The organism is Pseudomonas sp. LTR0 (assembly GCF_036630035.1).
Classification (GTDB): Bacteria; Pseudomonadota; Gammaproteobacteria; order Pseudomonadales; family Pseudomonadaceae; genus Aquipseudomonas; species Aquipseudomonas putida_Y.
In genome coordinates this window covers 4,208,279-4,234,353 of sequence record NZ_CP123734.1, presented here as the reverse complement: position 1 = coordinate 4,234,353, position 26,075 = coordinate 4,208,279, and the positions used below count along the sequence as shown (strand labels likewise).

The window sequence follows — 26,075 nt, the reverse complement described above, 5'->3', positions numbered from 1 at the left end:
ATTCCGGTAGACTACCCTCCCTTCTTGATACAACTTCTGTGGGTTCCGCGAAAACACAGGAGTTGCCGATTACCAAGCAGTTTTTTGCCGAGCTGATTCTGGAAATGACGAGCGAACGCCATGCCGGGGATACCCTGGCTGTACAGACGCGGCAGTTTTTCGAGATGCACTGTGATTGACGCAGGTGATCGGGGGCTTCGGCCTTCCTTCGCTTTCTCCGGCGGCGCTGGCCGCCTTAACGCAGACTTCTAGGGTTTTTCATGACGCGCTACATATTCGTCACGGGCGGTGTTGTTTCTTCATTGGGGAAAGGCATTGCCTCGGCTTCCCTGGCGGCCATCCTGGAAGCGCGGGGCCTGAAGGTCACCATGCTCAAGCTGGATCCGTACATCAACGTCGACCCGGGCACCATGAGCCCGTTCCAGCACGGTGAAGTTTTTGTCACCCATGATGGTGCCGAGACCGACCTCGACCTGGGTCACTACGAGCGGTTCATCCGCACGACCATGACCCAGAACAACAACTTCACCACTGGCCGTATCTACGAGCACGTGCTGCGTAAAGAGCGTCGTGGTGATTACCTGGGCGCGACCATCCAGGTCATCCCGCACATCACCGACGAAATCAAGCGTCGCATCATCAAGGGTGCCGGCGATGCCGACGTGGCCCTGGTGGAAATCGGCGGTACCGTGGGTGATATCGAGTCGCAGCCGTTCCTCGAGGCGATTCGCCAGCTGCGCGTCGAAGTGGGTTCCAAGCGTGCCATGCTGATGCACCTGACCCTGGTCCCGTACATCGCCACCGCTGGCGAAACCAAGACCAAGCCGACCCAGCACTCGGTCAAGGAACTGCGCTCCATCGGCCTGCAGCCTGACGTGCTGATCTGCCGCTCCGACCACCCGGTCGATGCTTCGTCGCGTCGCAAGATCGCGCTGTTCACCAACGTTGAAGAGCGTGCGGTGATTTCGCTGGAAGACGTCGACACCATCTACAAGATCCCGGGCGTACTGCACGCACAGGGCCTGGACGACTTCGTCGTCGAGCGTTTCGGCCTGCAGTGCAATGGCGCCGACCTGTCCGAGTGGGACAAGGTGGTCGATGCCAAGCTCAACCCGGAGCACGAAGTGACCATCGCCATGGTCGGCAAGTACATGGAGCTGCTGGATGCGTACAAGTCGCTCATCGAAGCGATGAGCCACGCCGGCATTACCAACCGTACCAAGGTCAACCTGCGTTACATCGACTCGGAAGACATCGAGAACCAGGGTACCAGCCTGCTGGAAGGCGCTGATGCCATCCTGGTTCCGGGTGGTTTCGGCCTGCGTGGCGTGGAAGGCAAGATTACCGCGGTGCAGTATGCCCGTGAAAACAAGGTGCCGTATCTGGGTATCTGCCTGGGCATGCAGGTGGCCGTCATCGAGTTCGCCCGTAACGTGATGGGCTGGAAAGACGCCAACTCCACCGAGTTCGACCGTAACAGCGGCCACCCCGTGGTCGGCTTGATCACCGAGTGGGCCGATGCCACCGGTGCCGTCGAGACCCGCGACGAGGCTTCCGACCTGGGCGGCACCATGCGCCTGGGCGCACAGGACTGCCAGCTGGCTGCCGGCTCCAAAGTGCACGACTGCTACGGCAAGGACGTGATTACCGAGCGTCACCGTCACCGCTACGAAGTGAACAACAACCTGCTGCCACAACTGGTGGACGCTGGTCTGGTGGTTTCCGGTCGTTCCGAAGACGGCGCGCTGGTGGAAGTGGTCGAATCCAAGGACCACCCATGGTTCGTCGCCTGCCAGTTCCACCCGGAGTTCACCTCCACCCCGCGTGACGGCCACCCGCTGTTCAGTGGTTTCGTCAAGGCAGCCCTGGCTCAGAAGAACAAGGCCTGATCAATGACTCAGAAGATCATTCGCGTCGGTAACATCGAGATCGCCAACGACAAGCCGTTCGTCCTGTTCGGCGGCATGAACGTCCTGGAGTCCCGTGACCTGGCAATGAAGGTCTGCGAAGAGTACGTGCGGGTTACCGAAAAGCTTGGTATCCCGTATGTGTTCAAGGCCAGCTTCGACAAGGCCAACCGTTCGTCGGTAACGTCCTACCGTGGGCCTGGCCTGGAAGAAGGGCTGAAGATCTTCGAAGAGATCAAGCGCACCTTCAATGTGCCGGTGATTACCGACGTGCACGAGCCGTATCAGGCCGAGCCGGTGGCCAAGGTGTGCGACATCATCCAGCTGCCGGCCTTCCTGTCGCGGCAGACCGATCTGGTGGTGGCCATGGCCAAGACCGGTGCGGTGATCAACATCAAGAAGGCCCAGTTCCTCGCACCTCAGGAAATGAAACACATCCTGGCCAAGTGCGAAGAGGCCGGTAATGACCAGTTGATCCTCTGCGAGCGTGGTTCAAGCTTCGGCTACAACAACCTGGTAGTGGACATGCTCGGCTTCGGTATCATGAAGCAGTTCGAGTACCCTGTGTTCTTCGACGTGACCCATGCCCTGCAGATGCCGGGTGGTCGCGCCGATTCTGCCGGTGGCCGCCGCGCCCAGGTTACCGACCTGGCCAAGGCCGGCATGAGCCAGGGCCTGGCCGGGCTGTTCCTCGAAGCGCATCCCGATCCGGACAACGCCAAGTGCGATGGTCCGTGCGCGCTGCGCCTGGACAAACTGGAGCCATTCCTGGCCCAGCTCAAGCAACTGGACGACCTGGTGAAAAGTTTTCCGACGGTAGAAACCGCGTAAAGCTCATTTCTCGGGTAAAGTACTGCCCGTTCCACCCCTGACCCGCCGGTCAGGGGCTCCCTTCACTTGGCCTGCCAATCGCAATCTCAGCCAGGTGAACGGCAAGAATTCTCTAAGCTGCGTTGTTTTCGTCAATTCTGGAGTGCTTACAACAATGGCAAAAATCGTCGACATCAAAGGTCGTGAAGTTCTCGATTCGCGTGGCAACCCCACCGTGGAAGCCGATGTACTGCTCGACAACGGCATCATCGGCAGCGCTTGCGCGCCGTCCGGTGCTTCCACCGGCTCGCGCGAAGCGCTGGAGCTGCGTGATGGCGACAAGAGCCGTTATATGGGCAAGGGCGTGCTGAAGGCCGTCGCCAACATCAACGGCCCGATCCGTGACCTGCTGCTGGGCAAGGACCCTTCCGACCAGAAGGCTCTGGACCGCGCCATGATCGAACTGGACGGTACCGAGAACAAGGCCAAGCTGGGCGCCAACGCCATCCTGGCTGTTTCCCTGGCTGCCGCCAAAGCAGCTGCCCAGGACCAGGACCTGCCGCTGTACGCGCACATCGCCAACCTGAACGGCACCCCAGGCGAGTACTCGATGCCGGTTCCGATGATGAACATCATCAACGGTGGCGAGCATGCCGACAACAACGTCGACATCCAGGAGTTCATGGTTCAGCCGGTTGGCGCCAAGACCTTCTCTGACGGCCTGCGCATGGGCACCGAAATCTTCCACCACCTCAAGGCTGTACTGAAGGCCCGTGGCCTGAACACCGCCGTAGGTGATGAAGGTGGTTTCGCCCCTAACCTGGCATCCAACGAAGACGCCTTGGGCGCCATCGCCGAAGCTGTCGAAAAAGCCGGCTACAAGCTGGGCACCGACGTGACCCTGGCTCTGGACTGCGCGGCTTCCGAATTCTACGAAGACGGCAAGTACAACCTGTCCGGTGAAGGCAAGTCGTTCGACGCCGAAGGCTTCGCCGACTACCTGAAAGGCCTGACCGAGCGTTTCCCGATCATTTCGATCGAAGACGGCCTGGACGAGTCCGACTGGGCTGGCTGGAAAATCCTCACTGACAAGATCGGTGAAAAAGTCCAGCTGGTCGGTGACGACCTGTTCGTGACGAACACCAAGATCCTCAAGGAAGGCATCGAGAAGGGCATTGGTAACTCGATCCTGATCAAGTTCAACCAGATCGGCTCGCTGACCGAAACCCTGGAAGCCATCCAGATGGCCAAAGCTGCCGGTTACACTGCAGTGATCTCGCACCGTTCCGGTGAAACCGAGGACTCGACCATCGCCGACCTGGCTGTGGGTACTGCTGCTGGCCAGATCAAGACGGGTTCGCTGTGCCGTTCCGACCGCGTTTCCAAGTACAACCAGCTGCTGCGCATCGAAGAGCAACTGGGCGCCAAAGCGGTTTACCGCGGTCGTGCCGAGTTTCGCGGTTAAGCAAGAGATGGTAAAAAGGCAGCAGCCGAAGTTGTAGGAACGTTCGTACTGAACTTTCCTACGTACCAACGGGTTTCTGTCGACGAAGCCTGGCCTCGGCCAGGCTTCGTGCTATTCGAGGCCCCGAAGTAAAACGCGGCAGCCTTTTTAACCTGGATAACGTGATGCGCAGTCCCTATTGGTTGTTCCTCGTTCTGCTCTTGCTGTTGGGTGGCCTGCAGTACCGCCTGTGGGTGGGTAGCGGCAGCCTGGCGCAAGTAACCGAACTGAAGCAGCAGATTGCCGATCAGCATGCCGAAAACGAGCGCTTGCTCGAGCGTAATCGCGTGCTCGATGCTGAAGTGCTAGAGCTGAAAAAAGGCATGGAGACCGTTGAAGAACGAGCCCGCCATGAATTGGGGATGGTAAAAGAGGGCGAAACCCTCTTCCAGTTGCCACAGAAATGATCGATACCTTGCCGGCCTTCTGGGCCGTGATTCCTGCGGCGGGTGTAGGTGCCCGCATGGCTGCCGACCGCCCCAAGCAATACCTGGAGCTGGCTGGGCAGACGCTACTCGAGCACAGCCTCGACTGTTTTCTTGGCCATCCGGCGCTTAAAGGCGTGGTGGTCAGCATTGCCGAAGACGACCCGTACTGGCCTGGCCTGCGCTATGCCAGCGACCCACGCATCCAGCGCGCGGCAGGTGGCCGTGAGCGAGCTGACTCGGTGCTTAACGCCTTGCTGATGCTGCATGCCCAAGGGGCGGCTGACAGCGACTGGGTACTGGTGCACGATGCCGCGCGGCCGAACCTGGCACGCAGCGACCTGGACAAGCTGTTGTCGGAGCTGGCGGACGATCCGGTGGGTGGTCTGCTGGCGGTGCCGGCGCGCGATACCCTCAAGCGCGCCGACAGTAATGGCCGGGTGAGTGCTACTGTGGACCGCAGCACGATCTGGCAGGCGTACACACCTCAGATGTTCCGCCTTGGAGCGTTGCATCGGGCGCTGGCCGAATGCCTGGTGTCGGATGTGGTGGTCACCGACGAGGCTTCTGCCATCGAATGGTCCGGTCAGGCGCCGCGGCTCGTGGAAGGGCGCAGTGACAACATAAAGGTGACCCGGCCCGAAGATCTCGAATGGTTGCGCCAGCGCTGGGCGGGTAAACGCTGAACATTCTCCTGTACTGGCCTTTTCGCGGGTTCACCCGACGAGGCCAGTACATGCAGTACATCCCGTTAGCCGAACCGGTATTCCGGCAACCCTGCCAACCCCTCCTTCAGGTAATCCACCAGCCGTCGCACCTTCGGCGACAGGTGCCTCTGCTGCGGATACAGCGCCCAAACCGCGGTATTCGGCGGCTGGTGCGCCTCAAGCAGCGACACCAGCGCGCCGCTATTGAGGTGTTCCAATACGTAGTAATCCGGCAACTGGCACAACCCTATCCCTTGTAACGCCGCATCCAGCACGGCCTGGCCACTGTTGCAGCGCCAGTTACCCTGTACCCGCTGGCTGATCTCACGGCCATCCTGCTGTAGTGCCCACAAGTCCGAACTCCCCACCAGGCAATTGTGCCGCGCCAGCTCGGACAGGCTGTGTGGCCGGCCATAGCGCTCAAGATAGGCCGGCGAGGCGCACAGGTACATGCGCCTCGGCGCCAGACGGGTGGCCACCAACCGAGAGTCGGCCAGGCGGCCCAGGCGGATGGCCAGGTCCATGCCTTCATGCAGCAGGTCGAGGGTGTGGTTGCTCAGCTCCACATCCACGCGCAGCTGCGGGTACAGCGCCATGAATCGTGTCACCAGCGGCACGATGAAGCGCTCGCCGTAGGCCACAGCGCAGGTCATGCGCAGCAAGCCCTTGGGTTCGCTGGCCAGGTCGCCCATGGCGCGCAACGCTTCCTCACGGCCATCCTGCAAGCGCTGGCAGTGCTGCAGGAAGGTCTGCCCGGCCTCGCTCAGGGTTACCCGGCGGGTACTGCGGTACAGCAAGCGCGTTTGCAGGCGTTCCTCCAGCCGGGCGATCTGCCGGCTGATGTGCGATGAGGAAACCCCCAGGCGTTCGGCGGCGGCAGTGAACTGGCCCGATTCGGCCACGGCGACAAATTCGTCGATGCCTTCCCATCGGCTGCTCATTGATTATCCCTGTATGGCAATAATGTTTTGTCTTTGGCCTGATTATTCATCAAAAGGCGCTGAATTACACTGCGAGACTGAATCGACCCACTGTCTGGAGACCTTTGATGATCAAGTCCCGTGCTGCCGTAGCCTTCGAAGCCAAGAAACCCCTGGAAATCGTCGAAGTCGACGTGGCCATGCCAAAGGCCGGTGAAGTGCTGCTGCGCGTGGTCGCCAGCGGTGTCTGCCACACCGATGCCTATACCCTGTCCGGTGCTGACCCGGAAGGTATCTTCCCATCGATCCTCGGCCACGAAGGTGGTGCAATTGTCGAAGCGGTAGGCGAGGGGGTCACCTCGGTCGCCGTGGGCGACCACGTCATCCCGCTGTACACCCCGGAATGCGGCAAGTGCAAGTTCTGCCTCTCGGGCAAGACCAACCTGTGCCAGGCCATCCGCGCCACCCAGGGCAAGGGCCTGATGCCGGACGGCACCACGCGCTTCTCGTACAAGGGCCAGGAGTTGTTCCACTACATGGGGACCTCGACCTTCTCCGAGTACACCGTGCTGCCGGAAATTTCCGTGGCCAAGATCCAGAAAGAAGCACCACTGGAAAAGGTCTGCCTGCTGGGCTGCGGCGTCACCACCGGTATCGGCGCGGTACTCAACACTGCCAAGGTCAAGCCGGGTGATACCGTGGCCATCTTCGGCCTCGGTGGCATCGGTCTGTCGGCCGTGATCGGTGCGGTCAAGGCCAAGGCCTCACGTATCATCGCCATCGACATCAACCCGGCCAAGTTCGAAATCGCCCGCCAACTGGGTGCCACCGATTGCGTCAACCCGAAAGATTACGATCGCCCGATCCAGGAAGTGATCGTCGACCTCACCGATGGTGGCGTGGACTTCTCCTTCGAGTGCATCGGCAACGTTCAGCTGATGCGCGCCGCTCTGGAATGCTGCCACAAGGGTTGGGGTGAGTCGGTGATCATCGGTGTGGCCGGTGCCGGCCAGGAAATTTCCACGCGTCCGTTCCAGCTGGTGACCGGTCGGGTTTGGCGTGGTTCGGCGTTCGGCGGGGTGCGTGGCCGCAGCGAGCTGCCGAGCTACGTGGAAATGTCCGAGAAAGGCGAGATCCCGCTGGATACCTTCATCACCCACACGATGGGCCTGGAAGACATCAACAAGGCCTTCGACCTGATGCATGAAGGCAAGAGCATCCGTAGCGTGATCCACTTCTGAGGTCTGCCATGAGCCTGGATAACATCTCCTGCCAGAAGAGCTTCGGCGGCTGGCACAAGCGTTACCGGCATCACTCCAAGGTGCTGGGTTGCGACATGGTGTTTGCTGTGTACCTGCCGCCGCAGGCCGAGCAGGGCGAAAAGCTGCCGGTACTGTACTGGCTCAGCGGCCTCACCTGCACCGACGAGAACTTCATGCAGAAGGCCGGCGCCCAGCGTCTGGCCGCCGAGCTGGGGCTGATCATCGTTGCTCCTGATACCAGCCCGCGTGGCGAGCAGGTGCCGGGCGACCCGGACGGTGCCTGGGACTTCGGCCTGGGCGCTGGCTTCTACCTCAACGCCACCCAGCAACCCTGGGCCCAGCACTACCGCATGCACGACTATGTGGTGGAGGAGTTGCCAGCCCTGATCGAGGCGCACTTCCCGGCGTCGGGCGAGCGTAGCATCAGCGGCCACTCCATGGGTGGGCACGGCGCGCTGGTGTGCGCCTTGCGCAACCCGGGGCGCTACCGGTCGGTGTCGGCATTCTCGCCGATCAGCAATCCGATGGATTGTCCGTGGGGCGAGAAGGCCTTCAGCCGCTACCTGGGTGAAGACCGTGGGCGCTGGCGTGAGTGGGATGCCAGCGTGCTGCTGGCCGAAACCCCTGCTGGCCAATGCCCGCCGTTGCTGGTGGATCAGGGCGACCGTGACGATTTCCTCGAGAAGCAGCTCAAGCCTGAAGCGCTGGAACAGGCGGCACGCAAAGGTGGCCATGAAATGACCCTGCGTATGCAGCCGGGCTATGACCATAGCTATTACTTCATTGCCAGCTTCATCGAGGAGCACCTGCGTCATCATGCGGTGGCACTGGGGCGGGTGTAAGGCGTAGCTTTTTCGGCGCCTGGGAGATCGGGCGCCGCCCGCGCGGCGCATCGCGAGCTGCGCTCGCTCCTACGTTTGTTTCGGGCCAGTAACGCCTGTGCCAATGCGCGCGACCGCCTTGTTCGTCCAACGTGATATCGCGCCATGCAGCAAAATGCTCGCGCGCAAATCCCTCAGAAATAACTGGCCCGAAACAAACGTAGGAGCGAGCGCAGCTCGCGATGCGCCGCGCGGGCGGCGCCGATCTCCCAGGCGCCGACAATGCCGCGTCAATCACCTCACGCCCCACTGCCTCAAAAGCAGGTAGAATCACGCCCTGACTCATTCAGGGCGTTTTTTTATGCGTATTGGCCACGGCTACGATGTGCACCGTTTCTGCGACGGTGATTTCATTACCCTGGGCGGGGTGCGTATCCCCCACAAATACGGCCTGCTGGCCCATTCCGACGGTGACGTGCTGCTGCACGCCCTGAGTGATGCCTTGCTTGGCGCTGCGGCGCTGGGCGACATCGGCAAGCATTTCCCCGACACCGACCCACAGTTCAAGGGTGCTGACAGCCGCGCGCTGCTGCGCCATGTGGTCGGTATCGTCAAGGCCAAAGGCTGGAAGGTCGGCAACGTTGACGCCACCATCGTCGCTCAGGCACCGAAAATGGCCCCACACATCGAAACCATGCGCCAGCTGATCGCCGAAGACCTGCAGGTCGAACTCGACCAGATCAATGTCAAGGCCACCACCACAGAGAAGCTGGGCTTTACCGGCCGCGAGGAGGGCATTGCCGTGCATTCGGTCGCCCTGTTGCTGCCAGCATGACCGAACTGGAACTGCTGGGCCCTCGCGCATCGGGTGAAGCACTGGGTACCGCCGTCCTCAAAGCGGTTGCCGAAGACTTTCAGGTTGACGAAGTCCTGGATATCCCGCTATCGGGCCAAGGCGAGCACCTGTGGCTGTGGGTCGAAAAGCGTGATCTGAACACCGAAGAAGCCGCCCGACGCCTCGCCCGCGCCGCTGGCGTACCGGTGCGCAGCATCAGCTACGCCGGCCTCAAGGACCGCCAGGCGCTGACCCGCCAGTGGTTCAGCCTGCACCTGCCGGGTAAGGCCGACCCGGATCTGTCGCGTGCAGAGGATGCCAGCCTGCGTGTGCTCAAGCAGGTGCGCCATCAGCGCAAACTGCAGCGTGGCGCGCATTCGGCCAACGGGTTCACCTTGCGCCTGACGGCCCTGGCTGCCGATCACCAGGCGGTGGATGCGCGCCTGGAACAGCTCAGACAGCACGGTGTGCCCAACTATTTCGGCACTCAGCGTTTCGGGCACGGCGGTGGCAACGTTCATGACGCCCTCGATTGGGCCGCGCGCAAGGCTTTGCCTGAGCAGCGCAACGTGCGTTCGCGGCTGCTTTCGGCCGGGCGCAGCTATCTGTTCAATCAGTTGCTGGCTGCGCGTGTCGCTGACGGTAGCTGGGCCCGAGCCCAGGTCGGGGACCTGCTGGCGTTCACCGACAGCCGCAGTTTCTTCCCGGCGGGTGAGGCGGAATGTGCCGACCCGCGCCTGGCGATTCTCGACCTGCACCCGACCGGGCCGATGTGGGGGGAGGGCGCTTCACCTGCGGGCGCTGTGCCTGCCCAGCTGGAAAACGCTATCGGCGCACGCCAGCCGGCACTTTGCCAGTGGTTGGCCCAGGCGGGCATGGATCACGAACGACGAATTCTGCGGCTCCCTATTGGCGGCCTGACGTGGCATTATCCCGAGCCTGATATCCTGCAACTGGAATTCGTCCTGCCGGCCGGATGCTTCGCCACCGTGGTGGTGCGTGAAGTCGTGGATCTGGTGTCGGCAGGGCAGACGGACAGCCCATGCGTATTCTGATTTCGAATGACGACGGTGTTACCGCACCTGGCATCGCCGCGCTGCACGCTGCGCTGGTGGATTATGCCGAGTGCGCAGTGATCGCCCCGGATCAAGACAAGAGCGGCGCCGGCAGTTCGCTGACGCTGGACCGGCCACTGCACCCGCAGACCCTGGCCAATGGCTTCATCAGCCTCAATGGCACGCCGACCGACTGCGTGCACCTGGGGCTCAATGGGCTGTTGCCGCAGACGCCGGACATGGTCGTGTCGGGGATCAACCTCGGTGCCAACCTGGGCGACGACGTGCTGTATTCGGGAACGGTCGCTGCGGCGCTGGAAGGCCGCTTCCTCGGCGGTACCTCGCTGGCGTTCTCGCTGTTGTCGCGCCTGCCGGACAACCTGCCGACCGCGGCCTATATCGCCCGCCGTCTGGTCGAGGCACAGTCGCGCCTGGCGTTGCCGCCACGCACCGTACTCAACGTCAATATTCCCAACTTGCCGCTGGAGCACATCCGTGGCATCCAGCTCACCCGTCTCGGTCACCGGGCACGTGCGGCGGCGCCAACCAAGGTGGTCAACCCGCGTGGCAAGGAAGGCTACTGGATTGCTGTGGCCGGTGATGCCGAGGACGGCGGCCCGGGCACCGACTTCCACGCGGTGATGCAAGGCTACGTATCAATTACCCCGCTGCAACTCGATCGCACCTTCAATGATGCCTTCGAGCAGCTCGATGGTTGGCTGGAGGGCCTGCTCTGATGCGTGAGGACGATATGCTGCGGCGTGGCATCGGCATGACCTCTCAGCGTACCCGGGAGCGGCTGATCCAGCGCTTGTGCGAGGAGGGTGTTTCGAACACCCAGGTGCTCGACGTAATCCGTCGTACGCCGCGCCACTTGTTCGTTGACGAGGCGCTGGCCCATCGGGCTTACGAAGACACCGCGCTGCCGATCGGCCACAACCAGACCATTTCACAGCCGTTCATGGTTGCGCACATGAGCGAGCTGTTGCTCGAGGCCGGGCCGCTGGACAAGGTGCTGGAGATTGGCACCGGCTCGGGCTACCAGACGGCGATCCTGGCCCAGCTGGTCGAGCGGGTGTTCTCGGTAGAGCGCATCAAGGTACTGCAGGACCGGGCCAAAGAGCGCCTGGTGGAGCTGAACCTGCGCAACGTGGTATTCCGCTGGGGTGACGGTTGTGAGGGGTGGCCGGCGCTTGCGCCCTACAACGGCATCATCGTCACCGCCGTGGCGCCGGAAGTGCCACAGGCACTGCTCGACCAGTTGGCACCCGGTGGGCGCATGGTCATCCCGGTAGGGCCTGCCGGCGAAGTGCAGCAACTGATGCTGATCGTGCGCGAGGAGCATGGATTCTCCCGTCGCGTACTGGGGGCTGTGCGTTTCGTGCCACTGCTCAATGGTCCCCTGGCCTGAGGTCTGTTGATCTGAGCTGTGCAGGCATGAGGCGCGGTGTATTTTTGTGCCGCCGGCGAATTCTTGTCGCTTCGCCCTGTCTATCAGGCGGTGCGAAGCGCTAACGCACAGCGTGCGCCGGGGGGGTTCGCCCGTCTTTCGTACCCGTCTGCCAATACCGGCTGGCTTGGTTATAATTGCAACAATATTGCATTTCTTGTCTTCATATAGATTTTCGGCACCATGAGGGGAGCGCGGGTGGGTCACACAGTCATTCGGCAGCGCAAGGACGGGTCGGGTTTCAAGCTTCTGGTGATTGCATTGGCCATGGGCGCGCTTCTGGTGGGTTGCTCAAGCACCAGCAGCAACAACGCGCGGGTGGTCGACCGCAACAACACCGTGCCCAAGCGCCCGGCGGTGACTTCCGGGCAATACATCGTCAAGCCAGGCGACACCCTGTTCTCCATCGCCTTCCGTTATGGTTGGGACTACAAGGAGCTGGCTGCACGCAATGGCATCCTGGCGCCCTATACCATCCGCCCGGGGCAGGCGATCCGTTTCAGCAGCGGTTCCAGCAGCCGCACCACGGTGGTATCCAACCCGTCCTCGTCAAGCCGCACCACGGTCACGCGGCGGCCTGTGGGCAGCACTGCAACCGCGCCCGCCAGCACCCGTAAACCAGTCGCGCCGGCCTCTTCGGGCAGCGCGCCCGTGGTTGCCAGCGTGCCGGCTGCGGAGCGTGCGGTAGGCGGCTGGGCTTGGCCTGCCAACGGCGTGCTGATTGGAAAATTTGCTTCAAACGGTAGTTTGAATAAAGGCATTGATATCGCCGGTGATTTGGGACAGCCTGTTTTTGCTGCGTCTGATGGTGCAGTGGTATACGCCGGGAGTGGTTTGAGGGGCTACGGCGAGCTGATCATCATCAAGCACAGCGACACCTACGTCAGTGCCTACGGTCATAACCGCAGGCTGTTGGTTCGGGAGGGGCAGCAGGTCAAGGCAGGGCAGTCGATTGCTGAAATGGGGTCTACGGGCACAGATCGGGTGAAGCTGCATTTCGAGATTCGCCGCCAGGGCAAACCCGTCGATCCGCTCCAGTTCCTGCCACGTCGTTGATCGTTGTACCCAGCCTGTTCCTGTGATGTAGAGGGGACAGGCTCAAGCGCTGCCAGGGATAAAGGTGCCGCTCGAGTCTGAGTTCGAACTCAGCAAAGGATTATAACAATGGCTCTCAGTAAAGAAGTGCCGGAGTTTGACATCGATGATGACGTCCTCCTGATGGAGACGGGCATCGTTTTGGAAACGGATGTGGTGTCAGACGAACCTGCTGTATCTTCGGTTCGGACGAGGGCCAAGTCGGGCTCTTCGCTCAAGCAACACAAGTACATCGATTACAGCAGGGCGCTCGATGCCACCCAGCTGTATCTCAACGAGATTGGTTTCTCGCCGCTGCTTTCGCCGGAAGAAGAAGTGCATTTTGCGCGCTTGTCGCAAAAGGGTGACCCTGCCGGCCGCAAGCGCATGATCGAAAGCAACCTGCGCCTGGTTGTCAAAATTGCCCGTCGTTACGTGAACCGTGGCCTGTCGCTGCTCGACCTGATCGAGGAGGGCAACTTGGGGTTGATCCGTGCGGTCGAGAAGTTCGACCCGGAGCGTGGTTTCCGTTTTTCGACCTATGCGACCTGGTGGATTCGCCAGACCATCGAACGGGCGATCATGAACCAGACTCGCACCATTCGCCTGCCGATCCACGTTGTCAAGGAGCTGAACGTCTATCTGCGTGCCGCGCGCGAGCTGACCCAGAAACTCGACCACGAACCCTCACCAGAAGAAATCGCCACGCTGCTGGAGAAGCCGGTTACCGAGGTCAAGCGCATGCTGGGCCTGAATGAGCGGGTGTCGTCTGTGGATGTTTCGCTTGGCCCGGACTCGGACAAGACCCTGCTTGATACGTTGACCGACGACCGCCCGACTGATCCGTGCGAATTGCTGCAGGATGACGACCTGTCGCAGAGCATTGATCAGTGGCTGGGTGAGCTGACCGACAAGCAACGCGAGGTGGTGGTGCGTCGCTTTGGCCTGCGTGGGCATGAAAGCAGTACCCTTGAAGATGTTGGCCTGGAGATTGGCCTGACCCGGGAGCGGGTGCGGCAGATTCAGGTAGAGGGGCTCAAGCGTTTGCGCGAGATCCTTGAGAAGAATGGCCTGTCCAGTGAGTCGCTGTTCCAGTAGCGAAGGTCTGTCACTCAAAACGCCCCGATGACCTCGGGGCGTTTTTGTGTGTGGGGCGAAAAGTTTGAGAACGTCGGGGGGGGGCACTTCAGGGCAGAACAGATATCTAATATGTACTGCGCTACCCCGGTAACATTGCCTGTAAGCCTTTTCTTACTCGTTTTGTAAGCTATCTACGCACGTCTCAGTAGACCATTGTCGTTTCCTGGCGCTGGTTTTTTACAAGTCATTGAAAATCATGCTTTATTCGCCGCTGACCAAATGTGTCTTCGGAAATACCCTGTGAGGTCTGGCGCTTGCCCGCCCGACTCAACCCGCTAGTATTCGAACTGTGCACAGGGACATGCGCAGGCTTTCAGGATGAAGGCCAGGGACATCGCAAGAAGCGATTTCATCAGGATGATGTTTGGGACAAGCAGGGACTACGGAAAAAATGTGGGCGGGTCAAACCGCCCCTTTTTTTGCCCGCAGAAAAACAAAAAAGGCCCCAAGGGGCCTTTTTCGCATCTGGGCGCTATCAGCGCTCCAGGTCGGCAATCTTGCCGGTCTTGCCGTCCCATTCTTCAGCGTCTGGCAGGGCATCCTTACGTTCGGTGATGTTCGGCCAGATTTCCGCCAGCTCCGCGTTCAGCTCGATGAAGTTCTCCATGCCAGCAGGCACTTCGTCTTCCGAGAAGATGGCTTGCGCTGGGCACTCCGGCTCGCACAGGGCGCAGTCGATGCACTCGTCCGGGTGGATGACCAGGAAGTTCGGGCCTTCGTAGAAGCAGTCCACCGGACAGACTTCCACGCAGTCGGTGTATTTGCATTTGATGCAGTTGTCGGTGACGACGAAGGTCATTTCTAATTCTCTCCTCAGGCGACGGCGGCGGCCCTTCCTCTCAGGGCCGCGCGGTTTACGGCGATGTGGCTGCAGGCCAGGCTAATAACCTGCAGCACCAGCAAACCGCGGCGGATTCTATCAGCTTGTAGTGGGCGCCGTTATAACAGGTTCTTTAGTTGATATAGCATTTCGATAGCTTGACGCGGGGTCATGTCGTCCAGTTGCAGCTTGCCCAGCTTCTCGATGGCTGGGTGTGGCAGGCTGGCGAACAGGTCGCTCTGGTGCGGTACCTGAGGCGCATCCTTGGCTTTTGCGGCCGCAGGCTGCTCGTGCGGCAGGCTGGTGGTTTCCAGGCGCCCCAGGTGTTCGCGGGCTCGCTGGATGACCACCGTCGGCACACCGGCCAGTTGCGCCACGGCCAGGCCGTAGCTCTGGCTGGCAGGGCCGGGCAGTACATGGTGCAGGAACACGATGCGTTCGTTGTGCTCGGTGGCGTTCAGGTGCACGTTGGCCACCAGCGGCTCGCTCTCCGGCAGCACGGTCAGTTCGAAGTAGTGCGTGGCGAACAGTGTGTAGGCACGCAGTTGGGCCAGGCGCTCGGCGGCGGCCCAGGCCAGCGACAGGCCGTCGAAGGTACTGGTGCCGCGGCCCACTTCGTCCATCAGCACCAGGCTGCGGTCGGTGGCATTGTGCAGGATGTTGGCGGTTTCGCTCATCTCGACCATGAAGGTCGAGCGCCCGCCGGCCAGGTCATCGCTGGAGCCGATGCGCGTGAAGATGCGGTCGACCAGCGACAGCTCGCAACTCGCCGCAGGGACGAAGCTGCCGATGTGCGCCAGCAGCACGATCAGGGCGGTCTGGCGCATGTAGGTGGACTTACCGCCCATGTTCGGGCCGGTGATGATCAGCATGCGCGTGTTGTTGTCCAGGCCCAGGTCGTTGGCCACGAACGGCGTGGTCAGTACCTGCTCCACCACCGGATGGCGGCCCTGCTCGATGCGCAGGCAAGGCTCGTCGACGAAGCGCGGGCAGTTAAGGTCGAGGTTCAGTGCGCGCTCGGCCAGGTTGCTGAGCACATCCAGTTCAGCCAGGGCGGCAGCGCTGTCCTGCAGCGGTGCCAGGTGGCTGATCAAGGTTTCCAGCAGGGCGTCGTAGAGCATCTTTTCGCGGGCCAGGGCGCGGCTCTTGGCCGACAATGCCTTGTCCTCGAACGCCTTCAGCTCTGGGGTGATGAAGCGCTCGGCGCCTTTGAGTGTCTGACGGCGGATGTAGTCGCCCGGGGCCTGCTCGGCCTGCTTGGTCGGCAGTTCGATGAAGTAGCCGTGTACACGGTTGTAGCCGACCTTGAGGTTGGCAAGGCCGGTACGGGCCTTTTCCCGGGCTTCCAGGTCGATCAGGAACTGGCCGGCGTTCTCGCTGATTGCCAGCAGCTCGTCCAGTTCGTTGTCGTAGCCGGCCTTCAGTACGCCGCCATCGCGGATCACCGCCGGCGGGTTGTCGATGATCGCCCGTTCCAGCAGGCTGGCCAGTTCTGGATAGGTGCCGGTAATGGCCGCCAGACGCGCCAGGTGCGGCGCTTCGAGCTCGGTCATGGCGTTCTGCAGCTCTGGCAGCGCGCCCAGCGCATCGCGCAGGCGTGCCAGGTCGCGCGGGCGGGCATTGCGCAGGCCAATACGGGCGAGAATCCGCTCGATATCGCCAATTTCCTTCAACTGCGGCTGCAGTTTTTCGAAGCGGTAGCTGTCGAGCAGGCAGCGGATCGAGTCCTGGCGTGCTTGCAGCACCTTGAGGTCACGCAGCGGGCGGTTCAGCCAGCGGCTCAGCAGGCGGCTGGCCATGGCAGTCTGGCAGCGGTCGATCACCGATTGCAGGGTGTTGTCGCGCCCGCCGGCCAGGTTGATGTCCAGCTCAAGGTTTCGTCGGCTGGCACCATCGAGTATGACCGTATCATCCAGGCGCTCGTGGCGCAGGCTACGCAGGTGCGGCAGGGCGGTGCGCTGGGTTTCCTTGGCGTAGGTCAGCAGGCAGCCGGCGGCACCAATGGCCAGGGTCAGCTTGTCGCAGCCGAAGCCCTTGAGGTCCTTGGTCGCGAACTGCTGGCACAGGGCCTTGCGTGCCGAGTCGCGGTCGAAGTCCCACGGTGCGCGGCGGCGGGCGCCAGGGCGTTTCTCCGCAGGCAGGTCCCGGGGCCAGTCGTCGGGGATCAACAGCTCGACCGGGTTCAGGCGCTCGAGTTCGGCCAGCAGGTTTTCCCAGCCCTTGATCTCCTGCACGCTGAAATTGCCGCTGGTGATGTCCAGTACCGCCAGGCCGAACAGGCGCTCGTCACCGAGCAGTGCGGCAATCAGGTTGTCGCGGCGCTCGTCGAGCAGTGCCTCGTCACTGACCGTGCCGGGGGTGATGATGCGCACCACCTGGCGCTCCACCGGGCCCTTGCTGGTGGCTGGGTCGCCGACCTGCTCACAGATCACCACCGACTCGCCGAGCTTGACCAGCTTGGCCAGGTAGCCTTCCAGCGAATGGAACGGAATCCCGCACATGGGGATGGACTGGCCGGCCGACTGACCGCGGGCGGTCAGGGTGATATCCAGCAGTTTCGCGGCCTTTTTCGCATCTTCATAGAAGATTTCGTAGAAGTCGCCCATGCGGTAGAACATCAGCTGGTCCGGGTGCTGGTTCTTCAGCTTCCAGTACTGCTGCATCATCGGGGTGTGTGCGGAAAGATCTGAGATTGCTTTATTCATCAATGGCTTAGAAAGTAGGTCTCAACATTGTGGGGCAAATTTGAGGCGTTCTGTGTTGCGTTTGCGACGCCGAGACCCACCGGATTTTAAAGTCGCATAGGTTACCACGGGTACCGGGCAGGCAGTACCGGGCAACCGCGATGAAGGCTTATTGACACCATGTGCCCCCTGTGGAGAATTGCGCAACTTGATCATCAGGGGTGGCCTGCCTCATTCACCTGCGGTGGTACCTGGCCCGGTAAACATCTATTGCAAGGTTGATTAGAGCAGTGAGCGGAATTCGTTTTGACGTCGATGCGGTATTTTGTATTTCCCTCGAAACGCGGAGTGACCGGCGTGCCCTGTTCCGCGAAACCATCGGCCGGCAACTCGACAATCAAGTGGTCTTTCATGTCGTTGAAAAAAACAGCGACCCCAGGCGGGGGTGCTACGAGTCGCATCAACAACTGGCCCGCCATGCGCTCGACAATGGCCACGACAGGATTCTGATTTTTGAAGATGATGCCAAGGCCTATGAATTCAAGGCTTGGCAGGTGCGCTGGGTAAACCGGTTCATGCAGACCCGGCGATTCGAGGCCCTGCACCTGGGCTATTCGATGGGGCGAACCTGGCTGACTTGGTTCCCGTTCATCGCCAGGGGCCGGGTTGTTGCGCTGCACGCTTACGTGCTGTCCCGCGAGGGCTGCAGGATTCTGGCAGAGACGCCCTATGATGGCACGCCTGTGGATGTGTTGGTCAAACACAAGATCCGCCAGCATTGCGTGTTCCCCATGATGTTCCGCCAGCATGCTGCCGCCGTTGCAGGCAGTGACCTGGAGCAGGTAGTGCGCAATGAGGATGAATGGTGGGAACGTAACTGGGCGAAGCACCGCCGCTCACCTCTGAAAAACATCTGGCGCACCATGCTTCGGCTGAACTTCTGAGGTAGTCATTTTGTTCAGGCGTATCGTGTGTAGGCTGTTCCGGCACCGGTCCATAGAGGTCGAGCGCATTTTTGTCGGAGAAATCGTTATCTCACGTAGAGTCTGTGGGCGCTGTGGCCAGCCGCTGCGGGATTTGGCTGAATATCAGTGAGCGGCGGCGGGTACTTTAAAATTGCGCTGATGCTCTGATGCATGCCATGAGTGGTCTATCGTCAGTGAGATCGGGTGCCGTCCACCCTCCCCGGAATGATAGGGTAGAGGGCAGCCTACCAGGAGCACCCTACATGGACCCGATCACCACGCTCGCCACCCGCCTGGGTGAGCACCTGCGCCGTTTCAATGCACAGGTGACTACCGCCGAATCGTGCACCGGTGGTGGCATTGCCGAAGCCATCACCCGCATACCTGGCAGCTCGGCCTGGTTCGAGGCCGGTTACGTCACCTATTCCAATGCCCAGAAAACCCGCCAGCTGGGGGTGCCTGAAGCGTTGTTCGGGCAGGTGGGGGCAGTCAGCCAGGAAGTGGTCGAAGCCATGGTCCGTGGGGCTCAGGCCGCCAGTGGCGCACGCTTCGCCGTGGCGGTGAGTGGTGTGGCCGGGCCGGACGGCGGCTCGCCAGCCAAACCGGTGGGCACCGTGTGGCTGGCCTGGGGTGACGGCGGCCGGGTGTTCAGCGAACGCCGGCAGTTCGACGGTGACCGCGAGGCGGTGCGCCGACAGACGGTGATCGCCGCGTTAGACGGCTTGTTACAGCTTGGTGCCGAGTAAATCGACGACAGGGGTTTGCGCGGGCGTCTGCCTGTGGAATAATACTGGCTACTTATACAGGTATTCCGGCCGTCAGGGCCAAGTCGAACACGTGAGGATTTCAATGGACGACAACAAGAAGCGCGCCTTGGCTGCGGCCCTGGGTCAGATCGAACGCCAATTCGGTAAAGGCGCGGTCATGCGCATGGGTGACCATGAGCGTCAAGGCATTCCAGCCATCTCCACCGGCTCGCTGGGCCTGGACATCGCCCTCGGCATCGGTGGTCTGCCAAAAGGCCGTATCGTCGAGATCTACGGCCCGGAATCGTCGGGTAAGACTACGCTGACCCTGTCTGTCATCGCTGAAGCGCAGAAGAACGGTGCCACCTGCGCCTTCGTCGACGCCGAACATGCCCTTGACCCTGAGTACGCCGGCAAGCTGGGCGTCAACGTCGATGACCTGCTGGTTTCGCAACCGGACACCGGTGAGCAGGCCCTTGAAATCACCGACATGCTGGTGCGCTCCAATGCGGTCGACGTGATCATTGTCGACTCCGTGGCCGCACTGGTGCCGAAGGCCGAAATCGAAGGCGAGATGGGTGACATGCATGTGGGCCTGCAGGCCCGCCTGATGTCCCAGGCGCTGCGCAAGATTACCGGTAACATCAAGAACGCCAACTGCCTGGTCATCTTCATCAACCAGATCCGTATGAAGATCGGTGTGATGTTCGGCAGCCCGGAAACCACTACCGGTGGTAATGCCCTGAAGTTCTACGCTTCGGTCCGTCTGGACATCCGCCGTACCGGCGCGGTCAAGGAAGGCGACGAGGTGGTCGGCAGCGAAACCCGCGTCAAGATCGTCAAGAACAAGGTCTCGCCTCCGTTCCGTCAGGCTGAGTTCCAGATTCTTTACGGGAAAGGTATCTACCGTAACGGCGAGATCATTGATCTGGGGGTATCTCAGGGCTTGGTCGAGAAGTCTGGTGCCTGGTATGCCTACCAGGGCAACAAGATCGGCCAAGGCAAAGCCAACGCAGCCAAGTACCTGGCTGAGAACCCGGCTATTGGTGCCGAGATCGAGAAGCAAATTCGTGAGAAGTTGCTGAAAGCGGGTGCTGCTGCTGAAGCCGGCAAAGCTGCTGCCGAAGCTGATGCCGATGACATGGCCGACGCTGACGTCGGTTATTGATTGCGCAGTAGATAGCCGAATATGTCTGCCGTACTCGACACCCCCGTCGCCATCCGGCGGACAGCCATGGACCTGCTCGCACGACGTGAGCACGGTCGAGTCGAACTGACGCGCAAGCTGCGTCAGCGCGGCGCTTCGGACGAGTTGATCGAGCCTGAACTCGATCGGCTCGCCGAAGAAGGGCTGCTTAGTGAAGCCCGCTACCTTGAGAGTTTCATCCGTTATCGTTCCGGTTCTGGCTATGGCCCTGCGCGTATTCGCGAAGAGCTATGCCAGCGTGGTTTGGCGCGTGCAGACATCGACCAGGCCCTGCGTGAAAGTGAGGTGAATTGGATCGAGCGTATGCGAGACGTGTGGCAGCGCAAGTTTGCTGGGCAGCGCCCGCAAGATCCGCGCAGCCGTGCCCAGCAGACCCGGTTCCTGGCTTACCGAGGGTTCCCCATGGACATGATCGGCCGTCTGCTCAGCGGGCGTGATCTCGACGATTATTGACGCTTGAAACTACAGTGAGACGTGCACGTCGCGAATAATCGGTTTGGGCGGTCTGCGCCCGGCCACCGATCAGGTGTAGGCGCAGCACAAGGTTGCCCCAGCAGGTAACACGCGAACTGTTACAAAAAAGCATCAACTCACTTTCAGCGCCTGCCTGGCCCTCTGCGTGGTATGCATGGGCTCTGGCTTTGCCCAGTTCTCCGGCAGATTGATGAAATCCACCAGCTCACGCAAGCGCCCCTGGTCCCGGCCAGTGAAGGCGAATGACAGGCGTGTCAGGTGGCTGTAATCGCCTACTTCGTGTTCGGCGCTGCTATCCGCTTGCTGGTGATATTTGCCACTCAGGCGCAAGTCGGCAAAACCTTCCTGAATGTCATACAGCGCCGCTTCGCTGAGCGGGTGATGCATGCGGATCACGAACTGGCTCTTCAACCAGCGGCTGGAGTGGTAGTTGCTGTAGAACTGGTTGATTTCCTCCACGGCCTCGTCGGCACTGTGTACCAGCCGCACCAGCTTCAGGTCGCTGGGCAGGATGTAGCGGTTCTCTTCGAGTTGGCGGCTGATGAAGTCCAGGCAGTCGTGCCAGAAGCTGTCGCCCGGCGAATCCAGTAGCACCACTGGCACAAGTGGGCTTTTGCCGGTCTGTATCAGGGTCAGTACCTCCAGCGCTTCATCCAGCGTGCCAAAGCCGCCAGGGCACAACACCAGGCCATCGGCCTCCTTGACGAAGAACAGCTTGCGGATGAAGAAAAAGTGGAACGGCAGAAGTTTGTCGGTCCCGTTCACCGTCGGGTTGGCATGTTGCTCGAAGGGTAAAGTGATGTTGAAGCCCAGGCTGTGCTCGCTGCCGGCCCCTTCGTGGGCGGCAGCCATGATGCCGCCGCCGGCGCCGGTGATGACCATCAGGTCGGAGCGCGCCAGAGTGGCGCCCAGTTCGCGGGCCAGGGCGTACATCGGATGCTCCGGTGGGGTGCGTGCCGAGCCGAACACGGTCACCTTGCGTCGGCCTTTGTAGCGCTGCAGGGTGCGAAACGACTGGTCCAGTTCGCGCAAGGCCTGCAGGGTGATCTTGGCGCTCCAGCGGTCGCTGTCGTCATGGGCCATGCGCAGGATGGTCAGCATCATGTCGCGGTAGAGCGGCAGGTTAGGGCTGTTGGGGGCAACCAGTTGCAGTTGTGCTTCGATATTGCTCAGGTCGATATTGTTGTCGCGGAAGTGGCTGAACAGCAGTTCATTCGAATGGTAAGGCATGCGACGTCTCCTTCTGCACCAATACCTCTGACCTCAATCTAGACCCTTGCGCCCGATCGTGCCGACGTGATCGGCGCAGCCGCCTGTCGGCCTGCGGCCATCGGCAGCACGGGTTTGGTTAACTGGTAGAGCGAAATGTGTCGATGCAGGAGGTGGCGGTATGCATCGCTTGGTCATCGAAGTGGACCGGCAGCTCTACCAGCAGCTGGAGAACGCCGCCCAGGTGCATCACCTGAGCCTTGAGGCCGAGTGCCGTCGCAGGCTGTCGGGGCTGGAGTGCCGGTCGCGATACTTGCAGGCGCTGTTGGCGGAGATGCGCGCCGATGCCGCTGAAGGTGGCTGGCGCGCTCATGAGGACGAGAAGGTGTAGCGTTAACGCTGTGCTTACTTCTTCTTGTTGCCGGCCAGGCAGCTGGCGTTGTCGAAGGCTTGGTCCATGACTGGCTGGTTGGTTTTGTAGACTGTGAAGCGGTAGACCATGACCGCGCCCTTGGACATCAGGTTGCGGAAGCCGTTGTTGCGGCACACGCTGTCGCCGAGCTGGCTACGCACCTGCTCAGGGTTGGCCTGCATGCGCTCTGCGTGGCTCTGGCGTACGCTCAGATGGTTGACCAGCGCCTTGCCTTCAACGGTGTAACCCTGATCGAGGATGTCCTCGTTGATCGCACGCGGGGTGCCGACGCTGCTCTCTTTGGCGACCTTTTGCAGCAGGGTGTTCAGGTCGTAATCCTGCTTGGATGCCGCCTGGGCTGCCAGAGGCAGTGCGAGCAGCAGGCTCAGGGCGGGGGCGATAAGGCGCAGCATGAGTCTCTCCTGGTTCGATGACTGGCGCTTTGACATGCGCGGGTCAACGGCGTTCCGTGGAATTGCGTGCGGCGAGGTCCGGCACGGCAAAAAACCGATTATAAGGAGCGCTGTGCCGGCTGCACAGCAATTGCCACCCGTTCTGGTAAACTGGCTGCCTTGTTTTCTCCGAGTCATCCTTGTGCCCATTTCCAATCAGTCCAGAGGCCTGCCGGCATGAGCCATGCGGTAGCGCGTCTGCGTGCCGAACGCCTGGCCCGCAGCAACAAGCCTTTCATCGCCCGTGGCTCGCGTGCCGAGCGTTGCCCGGAGTGCCGGGTCATCGCTACCCATTGCCTGTGTGCCTGGAAGCCTCGGGTGCAGGCTGACGCAGGTGTGTGCCTGCTGATGCACGACACCGAGCCGCTGAAACCCACCAACACTGGCTGGTTGATTGCCGACCTGATCGAAGACACCTGGGCCTTCGGCTGGTTGCGCACTGCGGTTGACGAGCGTCTGCTGGCCTTGCTCGATGACCCGCGCTGGCAGCCCTATATCGTATTTCCGGGCGAGTTCGTTGCCCAGGAACGGGTGGTCAGCGAGGTGGTGCGCGAGCCGGGCAAGCGTCCACTGTTCATCCTGCTGGATGCCACATGGACCGAAGCGCGCAAGATGTTCCGCAAAAGCCCCTACCTGGACCGCTTCCCGGTGTTGAGCCTGCAAGCCGAGCAGATGTCGCGCTACCGCCTGCGGCGCTCCAAGCGCGATGATCATTTCTGCACGGCGGAAGTTGCGGCCATGTGCCTGGACCTTGCTGGCGACAGCCAGGCTTCGCAGGCGCTGGATGCCTACCTGGATGTGTTCAGCCTGCATTACCTGAGCGGCAAGCGGCGGTTGCCGCTTGACGAGCAGGACGACATCCACCAGCGTTTGCATACCTTCCTATAGTCCAAGGGGCATAACCCCTGCTTTGGTTCATAATGACGGAGCTGGCAGCCGGGGTGGGCGAGGCGGCAGGGCGATTGGCTTGATCACCCTGCACCGTGCTCGTCATCCTTGGTGCCGATTCCCGCCGGGCGCTTCCCTTCCTCTCGAGTGCCTGGCACAGAACAGGATCCTTAGATCGATGGCCACATACGAAATCCTGATTGCCGATGACCACCCACTGTTCCGTGGCGCCCTGCGCCAGGCCGTTACCCTCGGGCTTGGCTCCGATGTGCGTCTGGTCGAAGTCGCAAGCATTGCCGAACTGGAAACCCGCCTGAGCGAAAAAGCCGACTGGGACCTGGTGCTGCTGGACCTGAACATGCCGGGTGCCTACGGTTTTTCCGGTCTGGTACTGCTCCGCGGGCAGTACCCGCAGATCCCCGTGGTGATGGTTTCGGCACAGGAAGAGGCCGCCGTGGTGGTCAAGTCCCGCGAGTTCGGCGCCAGTGGTTTCATTCCCAAGTCCAGCACCCTGGAAGTGATCCAGGATGCGGTGCGCAAGGTGCTTGACGGCGAGGTCTGGTGGCCGCCGCAGGCGTTCGAAAAGGTAGATGTTTCGGCCGAGGCAAAGGCCGCCAGCGAAGGCTTGGCCAGCCTCACGCCCCAGCAGTTCCGCGTACTGACCATGGTCTGCGAAGGCTTGTTGAACAAGCAGATCGCCTATGAGCTGAGCGTATCGGAAGCGACTATCAAGGCTCACGTTACCGCGATCTTCCGCAAATTGGGCGTGCGCACCCGGACCCAGGCTGCGTTGCTGCTGCAACAACTTGAATCGGTTGCCAGCAACTGACTGCGCGTGGCTTCACGCTTTTTTGACCCGAGCCGGTCTAGTCTGCTGGCCTTTCTGCTGTGAAGTGACTCACATGACATCGCCATTCAAGGGCCAGACCGGCCTCAAACGCATCTTCAACGCCGCTGGCTACTCGCTGGACGGCCTGCGTGCAGCCTTCAAGGGCGAGGCCGCATTCCGCCAGCTGGTGCTGCTCAACGTGCTGCTGATCCCGATCGCCTTCTGGCTGCCGGTCAGCCGCGCCGAGCGGGCAATCATGATCGCCGTTTGCCTGCTGGGGCTGATCGTCGAGCTGTTCAACTCGGCGGTGGAGGCGGCCATCGATCGCATTTCGCTGGAGCGCCACCCCCTGTCGAAAAATGCCAAGGACATGGGCAGCGCCGCACAGCTGGTGGCCCTGACCATGGTGGCGCTGGTGTGGGGTGTGATCCTGCTTTAAGCGATCGGTGGCAGCACGATTTCGTCGCTGCGGGTAAAGCCCGCAGTGAAGTTGCGGCATAGCTCGAGAAACTCACGCATGGCCGAGGTCTGGTACTTCTGTTTGTGCCAGATGAAGTAGAACTGGCGCAGCAGGTCCAGTTCCGGGGTTTCCACAGGAACCAGACTGCCACGGCGGAAGGCGTCACGCAGGGCCAGGCGTGAAATGCAACCGATGCCCAGGCCCGACTCCACCGCGCGCTTGATCGCTTCGGTGTGTTCCAGCTCCAGGCGAATATTAAGGTTGGCGCGGTGATGGCGCATGGCCTGGTCGAAGGTCAGGCGCGTGCCTGAGCCTTGTTCGCGCAGGATCCACGCCTCTTGCGAAAGGCTTTCGATATCGGCGCGGCCCAGTTTCGCCAGTGGGTGCTGTGGCGCACAGAACACCACCAGTTCGTCCTCGACCCACGGCTGAACCTCCAGGTCGGGGTGATTGCAGTCGCCTTCGATTAGACCCAGATCAATTTCGTAGTGCGCGACCTGTTGCACGATATGCGCAGTATTTTGAACATGCAGTTTTACCTGGCTTTCCGGGTGCGTCTGCATGTAGTTGCCGATCAGCAGGGTGGCCAGGTAGTTGCCGATGGTCAGCGTGGCGCCGACCGCCAGCGAGCCGAAACCGGATTTGCCGTTGAGCAAGTCTTCGATTTCCTTGGCCTGGTCAAGCAGGGCTACTGCTTGTGGCAGCAGCTGATGGCCAAGGGCATTGAGGGCCAGGCGTTTGCCGGCACGGTCGAACAGCTGGCAGCTCGATTGGCGCTCAAGTTCGGTGATAGAGGTGCTGGCAGCCGACTGCGACAGCGCCAGCAGGCTGGCGGCCCGAGAGACGCTTTGGTGCTGGGCGACGGCGACGAAGACTTGCATTTGACGGAGTGTGAATCGCATATCGATATAACCGATAACACATATCTTGATAATCCAGTTAACAGATATTGTCGCTGCCCCTAAACTATTGCGCAACTGTGCGCTTTGCGCGCGCGTTTTTCTTCAGGAGCCCCATCG

The 26,075-nt window shown here is 61.3% G+C and carries 27 protein-coding genes; 21 read left to right on the top strand and 6 right to left on the bottom strand.

What is annotated here, in order from left to right; genetic code table 11:
* The first annotated feature begins 260 nt into the window (after window positions 1-260).
* From QCL51_RS19440 to ispD, 5 genes are all read left to right on the top strand, one after another.
* Window positions 261-1,889: a CTP synthase gene (locus QCL51_RS19440; RefSeq protein WP_012270851.1), complete on the top strand. Its 1,629-nt coding sequence runs from the start codon at window positions 261-263 to the stop codon at window positions 1,887-1,889.
* A gap of 3 nt (window positions 1,890-1,892) precedes the next feature.
* Window positions 1,893-2,738 carry a 3-deoxy-8-phosphooctulonate synthase gene (gene kdsA, locus QCL51_RS19435; protein WP_021785900.1) on the top strand — a complete coding sequence of 282 codons (846 nt, stop codon included), beginning with the start codon at window positions 1,893-1,895 and terminating at the stop codon, window positions 2,736-2,738.
* Between the two features lie 154 nt (window positions 2,739-2,892).
* On the top strand, window positions 2,893-4,182 hold the full coding sequence (gene eno, locus QCL51_RS19430; protein WP_021785899.1) for a phosphopyruvate hydratase: 1,290 nt from the start codon (window positions 2,893-2,895) through the stop codon (window positions 4,180-4,182).
* Window positions 4,183-4,346: 164 nt separating this feature from the next.
* Window positions 4,347-4,628: a cell division protein FtsB gene (gene ftsB / locus QCL51_RS19425; RefSeq protein WP_021785898.1), complete on the top strand. Its 282-nt coding sequence runs from the start codon at window positions 4,347-4,349 to the stop codon at window positions 4,626-4,628.
* On the top strand, window positions 4,625-5,332 hold the full coding sequence (gene ispD / locus QCL51_RS19420; RefSeq protein ID WP_021785897.1) for a 2-C-methyl-D-erythritol 4-phosphate cytidylyltransferase: 708 nt from the start codon (window positions 4,625-4,627) through the stop codon (window positions 5,330-5,332). The genes ftsB and ispD overlap by 4 nt, the downstream gene beginning before the upstream one ends.
* Window positions 5,333-5,397: 65 nt before the next feature.
* Here the strand turns inward: ispD and QCL51_RS19415 are convergent, their stop codons facing one another.
* A complete protein-coding gene (locus QCL51_RS19415; RefSeq protein ID WP_021785896.1) occupies window positions 5,398-6,294 on the bottom strand; it encodes a LysR substrate-binding domain-containing protein in 897 nt (298 codons plus the stop codon).
* 107 nt (window positions 6,295-6,401) lie between these two features.
* Here QCL51_RS19415 and QCL51_RS19410 point away from each other — a divergent pair, with 107 nt between their 5' ends.
* The 8 genes from QCL51_RS19410 to rpoS all read left to right on the top strand — a co-directional run bounded on the left by QCL51_RS19410 (window position 6,402) and on the right by rpoS (window position 13,868).
* Complete coding sequence (locus tag QCL51_RS19410) at window positions 6,402-7,514, top strand: S-(hydroxymethyl)glutathione dehydrogenase/class III alcohol dehydrogenase (protein ID WP_021785895.1); 1,113 nt, start codon at window positions 6,402-6,404, stop codon at window positions 7,512-7,514.
* A gap of 8 nt (window positions 7,515-7,522) precedes the next feature.
* Window positions 7,523-8,377 carry an S-formylglutathione hydrolase gene (fghA, locus tag QCL51_RS19405; RefSeq protein WP_014592130.1) on the top strand — a complete coding sequence of 285 codons (855 nt, stop codon included), beginning with the start codon at window positions 7,523-7,525 and terminating at the stop codon, window positions 8,375-8,377.
* A gap of 340 nt (window positions 8,378-8,717) precedes the next feature.
* Window positions 8,718-9,191, top strand: coding sequence for a 2-C-methyl-D-erythritol 2,4-cyclodiphosphate synthase (ispF, locus tag QCL51_RS19400; RefSeq protein ID WP_021785881.1), 474 nt, complete (start codon window positions 8,718-8,720; stop codon window positions 9,189-9,191).
* Window positions 9,188-10,246, top strand: a complete 1,059-nt coding sequence (gene truD, locus QCL51_RS19395) for a tRNA pseudouridine(13) synthase TruD (protein WP_021785880.1) — start codon at window positions 9,188-9,190, stop codon at window positions 10,244-10,246. Before ispF ends, truD begins: the two co-directional genes overlap by 4 nt.
* On the top strand, window positions 10,234-10,983 hold the full coding sequence (gene surE, locus QCL51_RS19390; protein ID WP_021785879.1) for a 5'/3'-nucleotidase SurE: 750 nt from the start codon (window positions 10,234-10,236) through the stop codon (window positions 10,981-10,983). The genes truD and surE overlap by 13 nt, the downstream gene beginning before the upstream one ends.
* Before the next feature lie 35 nt (window positions 10,984-11,018).
* Complete coding sequence (locus QCL51_RS19385) at window positions 11,019-11,657, top strand: protein-L-isoaspartate(D-aspartate) O-methyltransferase (RefSeq protein ID WP_162149611.1); 639 nt, start codon at window positions 11,019-11,021, stop codon at window positions 11,655-11,657.
* Between the two features lie 237 nt (window positions 11,658-11,894).
* On the top strand, window positions 11,895-12,752 hold the full coding sequence (locus QCL51_RS19380) for a peptidoglycan DD-metalloendopeptidase family protein (protein WP_021785877.1): 858 nt from the start codon (window positions 11,895-11,897) through the stop codon (window positions 12,750-12,752).
* 108 nt (window positions 12,753-12,860) lie between these two features.
* On the top strand, window positions 12,861-13,868 hold the full coding sequence (rpoS, locus tag QCL51_RS19375) for an RNA polymerase sigma factor RpoS (protein WP_021785876.1): 1,008 nt from the start codon (window positions 12,861-12,863) through the stop codon (window positions 13,866-13,868).
* Between the two features lie 517 nt (window positions 13,869-14,385).
* Here rpoS and fdxA read toward each other — a convergent pair.
* A complete protein-coding gene (gene fdxA / locus QCL51_RS19370) occupies window positions 14,386-14,709 on the bottom strand; it encodes a ferredoxin FdxA (protein WP_004375459.1) in 324 nt (107 codons plus the stop codon).
* Between the two features lie 140 nt (window positions 14,710-14,849).
* Window positions 14,850-17,423, bottom strand: a complete 2,574-nt coding sequence (mutS, locus tag QCL51_RS19365; RefSeq protein WP_028698024.1) for a DNA mismatch repair protein MutS — start codon at window positions 17,421-17,423, stop codon at window positions 14,850-14,852.
* Between the two features lie 281 nt (window positions 17,424-17,704).
* Between mutS and QCL51_RS19360 the strand changes: the two genes are divergently transcribed.
* The 4 genes from QCL51_RS19360 (at window position 17,705) to recX (ending at window position 20,785) form a co-directional block, all read left to right on the top strand.
* Window positions 17,705-18,358 carry a hypothetical protein gene (locus QCL51_RS19360; RefSeq protein ID WP_021785874.1) on the top strand — a complete coding sequence of 218 codons (654 nt, stop codon included), beginning with the start codon at window positions 17,705-17,707 and terminating at the stop codon, window positions 18,356-18,358.
* A 284-nt stretch (window positions 18,359-18,642) separates the two neighbouring features.
* Window positions 18,643-19,125, top strand: a complete 483-nt coding sequence (locus QCL51_RS19355) for a CinA family protein (protein WP_103469356.1) — start codon at window positions 18,643-18,645, stop codon at window positions 19,123-19,125.
* A 103-nt stretch (window positions 19,126-19,228) separates the two neighbouring features.
* A complete protein-coding gene (gene recA, locus QCL51_RS19350) occupies window positions 19,229-20,293 on the top strand; it encodes a recombinase RecA (protein ID WP_338444041.1) in 1,065 nt (354 codons plus the stop codon).
* Window positions 20,294-20,314: 21 nt separating this feature from the next.
* Window positions 20,315-20,785, top strand: a complete 471-nt coding sequence (gene recX / locus QCL51_RS19345) for a recombination regulator RecX (RefSeq protein ID WP_338444040.1) — start codon at window positions 20,315-20,317, stop codon at window positions 20,783-20,785.
* Window positions 20,786-20,917: 132 nt separating this feature from the next.
* On the opposite strand, the gene QCL51_RS19340 is transcribed toward recX, so the two are convergent.
* Window positions 20,918-22,036 (bottom strand): LOG family protein, encoded by a 1,119-nt coding sequence (locus tag QCL51_RS19340; protein ID WP_084850386.1) that lies wholly within the window; start codon window positions 22,034-22,036, stop codon window positions 20,918-20,920.
* A 160-nt stretch (window positions 22,037-22,196) separates the two neighbouring features.
* Here QCL51_RS19340 and QCL51_RS19335 point away from each other — a divergent pair, with 160 nt between their 5' ends.
* Window positions 22,197-22,406, top strand: coding sequence for a hypothetical protein (locus QCL51_RS19335; protein ID WP_021785870.1), 210 nt, complete (start codon window positions 22,197-22,199; stop codon window positions 22,404-22,406).
* A gap of 14 nt (window positions 22,407-22,420) precedes the next feature.
* Here the strand turns inward: QCL51_RS19335 and QCL51_RS19330 are convergent, their stop codons facing one another.
* Window positions 22,421-22,840 carry a quorum-sensing-regulated virulence factor family protein gene (locus QCL51_RS19330; protein ID WP_021785869.1) on the bottom strand — a complete coding sequence of 140 codons (420 nt, stop codon included), beginning with the start codon at window positions 22,838-22,840 and terminating at the stop codon, window positions 22,421-22,423.
* 216 nt (window positions 22,841-23,056) lie between these two features.
* On the opposite strand from QCL51_RS19330, the gene QCL51_RS19325 reads away from it, so the two are divergent.
* From QCL51_RS19325 to QCL51_RS19315, 3 genes are all read left to right on the top strand, one after another.
* On the top strand, window positions 23,057-23,767 hold the full coding sequence (locus tag QCL51_RS19325) for a tRNA-uridine aminocarboxypropyltransferase (protein WP_021785868.1): 711 nt from the start codon (window positions 23,057-23,059) through the stop codon (window positions 23,765-23,767).
* 178 nt (window positions 23,768-23,945) lie between these two features.
* Complete coding sequence (gene erdR, locus QCL51_RS19320; protein ID WP_010952699.1) at window positions 23,946-24,596, top strand: response regulator transcription factor ErdR; 651 nt, start codon at window positions 23,946-23,948, stop codon at window positions 24,594-24,596.
* A 73-nt stretch (window positions 24,597-24,669) separates the two neighbouring features.
* Complete coding sequence (locus tag QCL51_RS19315) at window positions 24,670-25,035, top strand: diacylglycerol kinase (protein WP_010952700.1); 366 nt, start codon at window positions 24,670-24,672, stop codon at window positions 25,033-25,035.
* On the opposite strand, the gene finR is transcribed toward QCL51_RS19315, so the two are convergent.
* Window positions 25,032-25,958: a LysR family transcriptional regulator FinR gene (gene finR / locus QCL51_RS19310; protein WP_003252379.1), complete on the bottom strand. Its 927-nt coding sequence runs from the start codon at window positions 25,956-25,958 to the stop codon at window positions 25,032-25,034. The genes QCL51_RS19315 and finR overlap by 4 nt on opposite strands.
* Window positions 25,959-26,075 lie beyond the last annotated feature (117 nt).

Coding starts and splice junctions, on each gene's coding strand:
- QCL51_RS19325 (WP_021785868.1), top strand. CDS start 23,057: ATGAGCCATGCGGTAGCGCGTCTGCGTGCCGAACGCCTGGCCCGCAGC.
- QCL51_RS19415 (WP_021785896.1), bottom strand. CDS start 6,294: ATGAGCAGCCGATGGGAAGGCATCGACGAATTTGTCGCCGTGGCCGAA.
- QCL51_RS19340 (WP_084850386.1), bottom strand. CDS start 22,036: ATGCCTTACCATTCGAATGAACTGCTGTTCAGCCACTTCCGCGACAAC.
- surE (WP_021785879.1), top strand. CDS start 10,234: ATGCGTATTCTGATTTCGAATGACGACGGTGTTACCGCACCTGGCATC.
- erdR (WP_010952699.1), top strand. CDS start 23,946: ATGGCCACATACGAAATCCTGATTGCCGATGACCACCCACTGTTCCGT.
- eno (WP_021785899.1), top strand. CDS start 2,893: ATGGCAAAAATCGTCGACATCAAAGGTCGTGAAGTTCTCGATTCGCGT.
- ftsB (WP_021785898.1), top strand. CDS start 4,347: ATGCGCAGTCCCTATTGGTTGTTCCTCGTTCTGCTCTTGCTGTTGGGT.
- fdxA (WP_004375459.1), bottom strand. CDS start 14,709: ATGACCTTCGTCGTCACCGACAACTGCATCAAATGCAAATACACCGAC.
- recX (WP_338444040.1), top strand. CDS start 20,315: ATGTCTGCCGTACTCGACACCCCCGTCGCCATCCGGCGGACAGCCATG.
- ispD (WP_021785897.1), top strand. CDS start 4,625: ATGATCGATACCTTGCCGGCCTTCTGGGCCGTGATTCCTGCGGCGGGT.
- rpoS (WP_021785876.1), top strand. CDS start 12,861: ATGGCTCTCAGTAAAGAAGTGCCGGAGTTTGACATCGATGATGACGTC.
- finR (WP_003252379.1), bottom strand. CDS start 25,958: ATGCGATTCACACTCCGTCAAATGCAAGTCTTCGTCGCCGTCGCCCAG.
- QCL51_RS19385 (WP_162149611.1), top strand. CDS start 11,019: ATGACCTCTCAGCGTACCCGGGAGCGGCTGATCCAGCGCTTGTGCGAG.
- ispF (WP_021785881.1), top strand. CDS start 8,718: ATGCGTATTGGCCACGGCTACGATGTGCACCGTTTCTGCGACGGTGAT.
- recA (WP_338444041.1), top strand. CDS start 19,229: ATGGACGACAACAAGAAGCGCGCCTTGGCTGCGGCCCTGGGTCAGATC.
- QCL51_RS19335 (WP_021785870.1), top strand. CDS start 22,197: ATGCATCGCTTGGTCATCGAAGTGGACCGGCAGCTCTACCAGCAGCTG.
- QCL51_RS19355 (WP_103469356.1), top strand. CDS start 18,643: ATGGACCCGATCACCACGCTCGCCACCCGCCTGGGTGAGCACCTGCGC.
- kdsA (WP_021785900.1), top strand. CDS start 1,893: ATGACTCAGAAGATCATTCGCGTCGGTAACATCGAGATCGCCAACGAC.
- QCL51_RS19330 (WP_021785869.1), bottom strand. CDS start 22,840: ATGCTGCGCCTTATCGCCCCCGCCCTGAGCCTGCTGCTCGCACTGCCT.
- fghA (WP_014592130.1), top strand. CDS start 7,523: ATGAGCCTGGATAACATCTCCTGCCAGAAGAGCTTCGGCGGCTGGCAC.
- QCL51_RS19440 (WP_012270851.1), top strand. CDS start 261: ATGACGCGCTACATATTCGTCACGGGCGGTGTTGTTTCTTCATTGGGG.
- QCL51_RS19410 (WP_021785895.1), top strand. CDS start 6,402: ATGATCAAGTCCCGTGCTGCCGTAGCCTTCGAAGCCAAGAAACCCCTG.
- truD (WP_021785880.1), top strand. CDS start 9,188: ATGACCGAACTGGAACTGCTGGGCCCTCGCGCATCGGGTGAAGCACTG.
- QCL51_RS19315 (WP_010952700.1), top strand. CDS start 24,670: ATGACATCGCCATTCAAGGGCCAGACCGGCCTCAAACGCATCTTCAAC.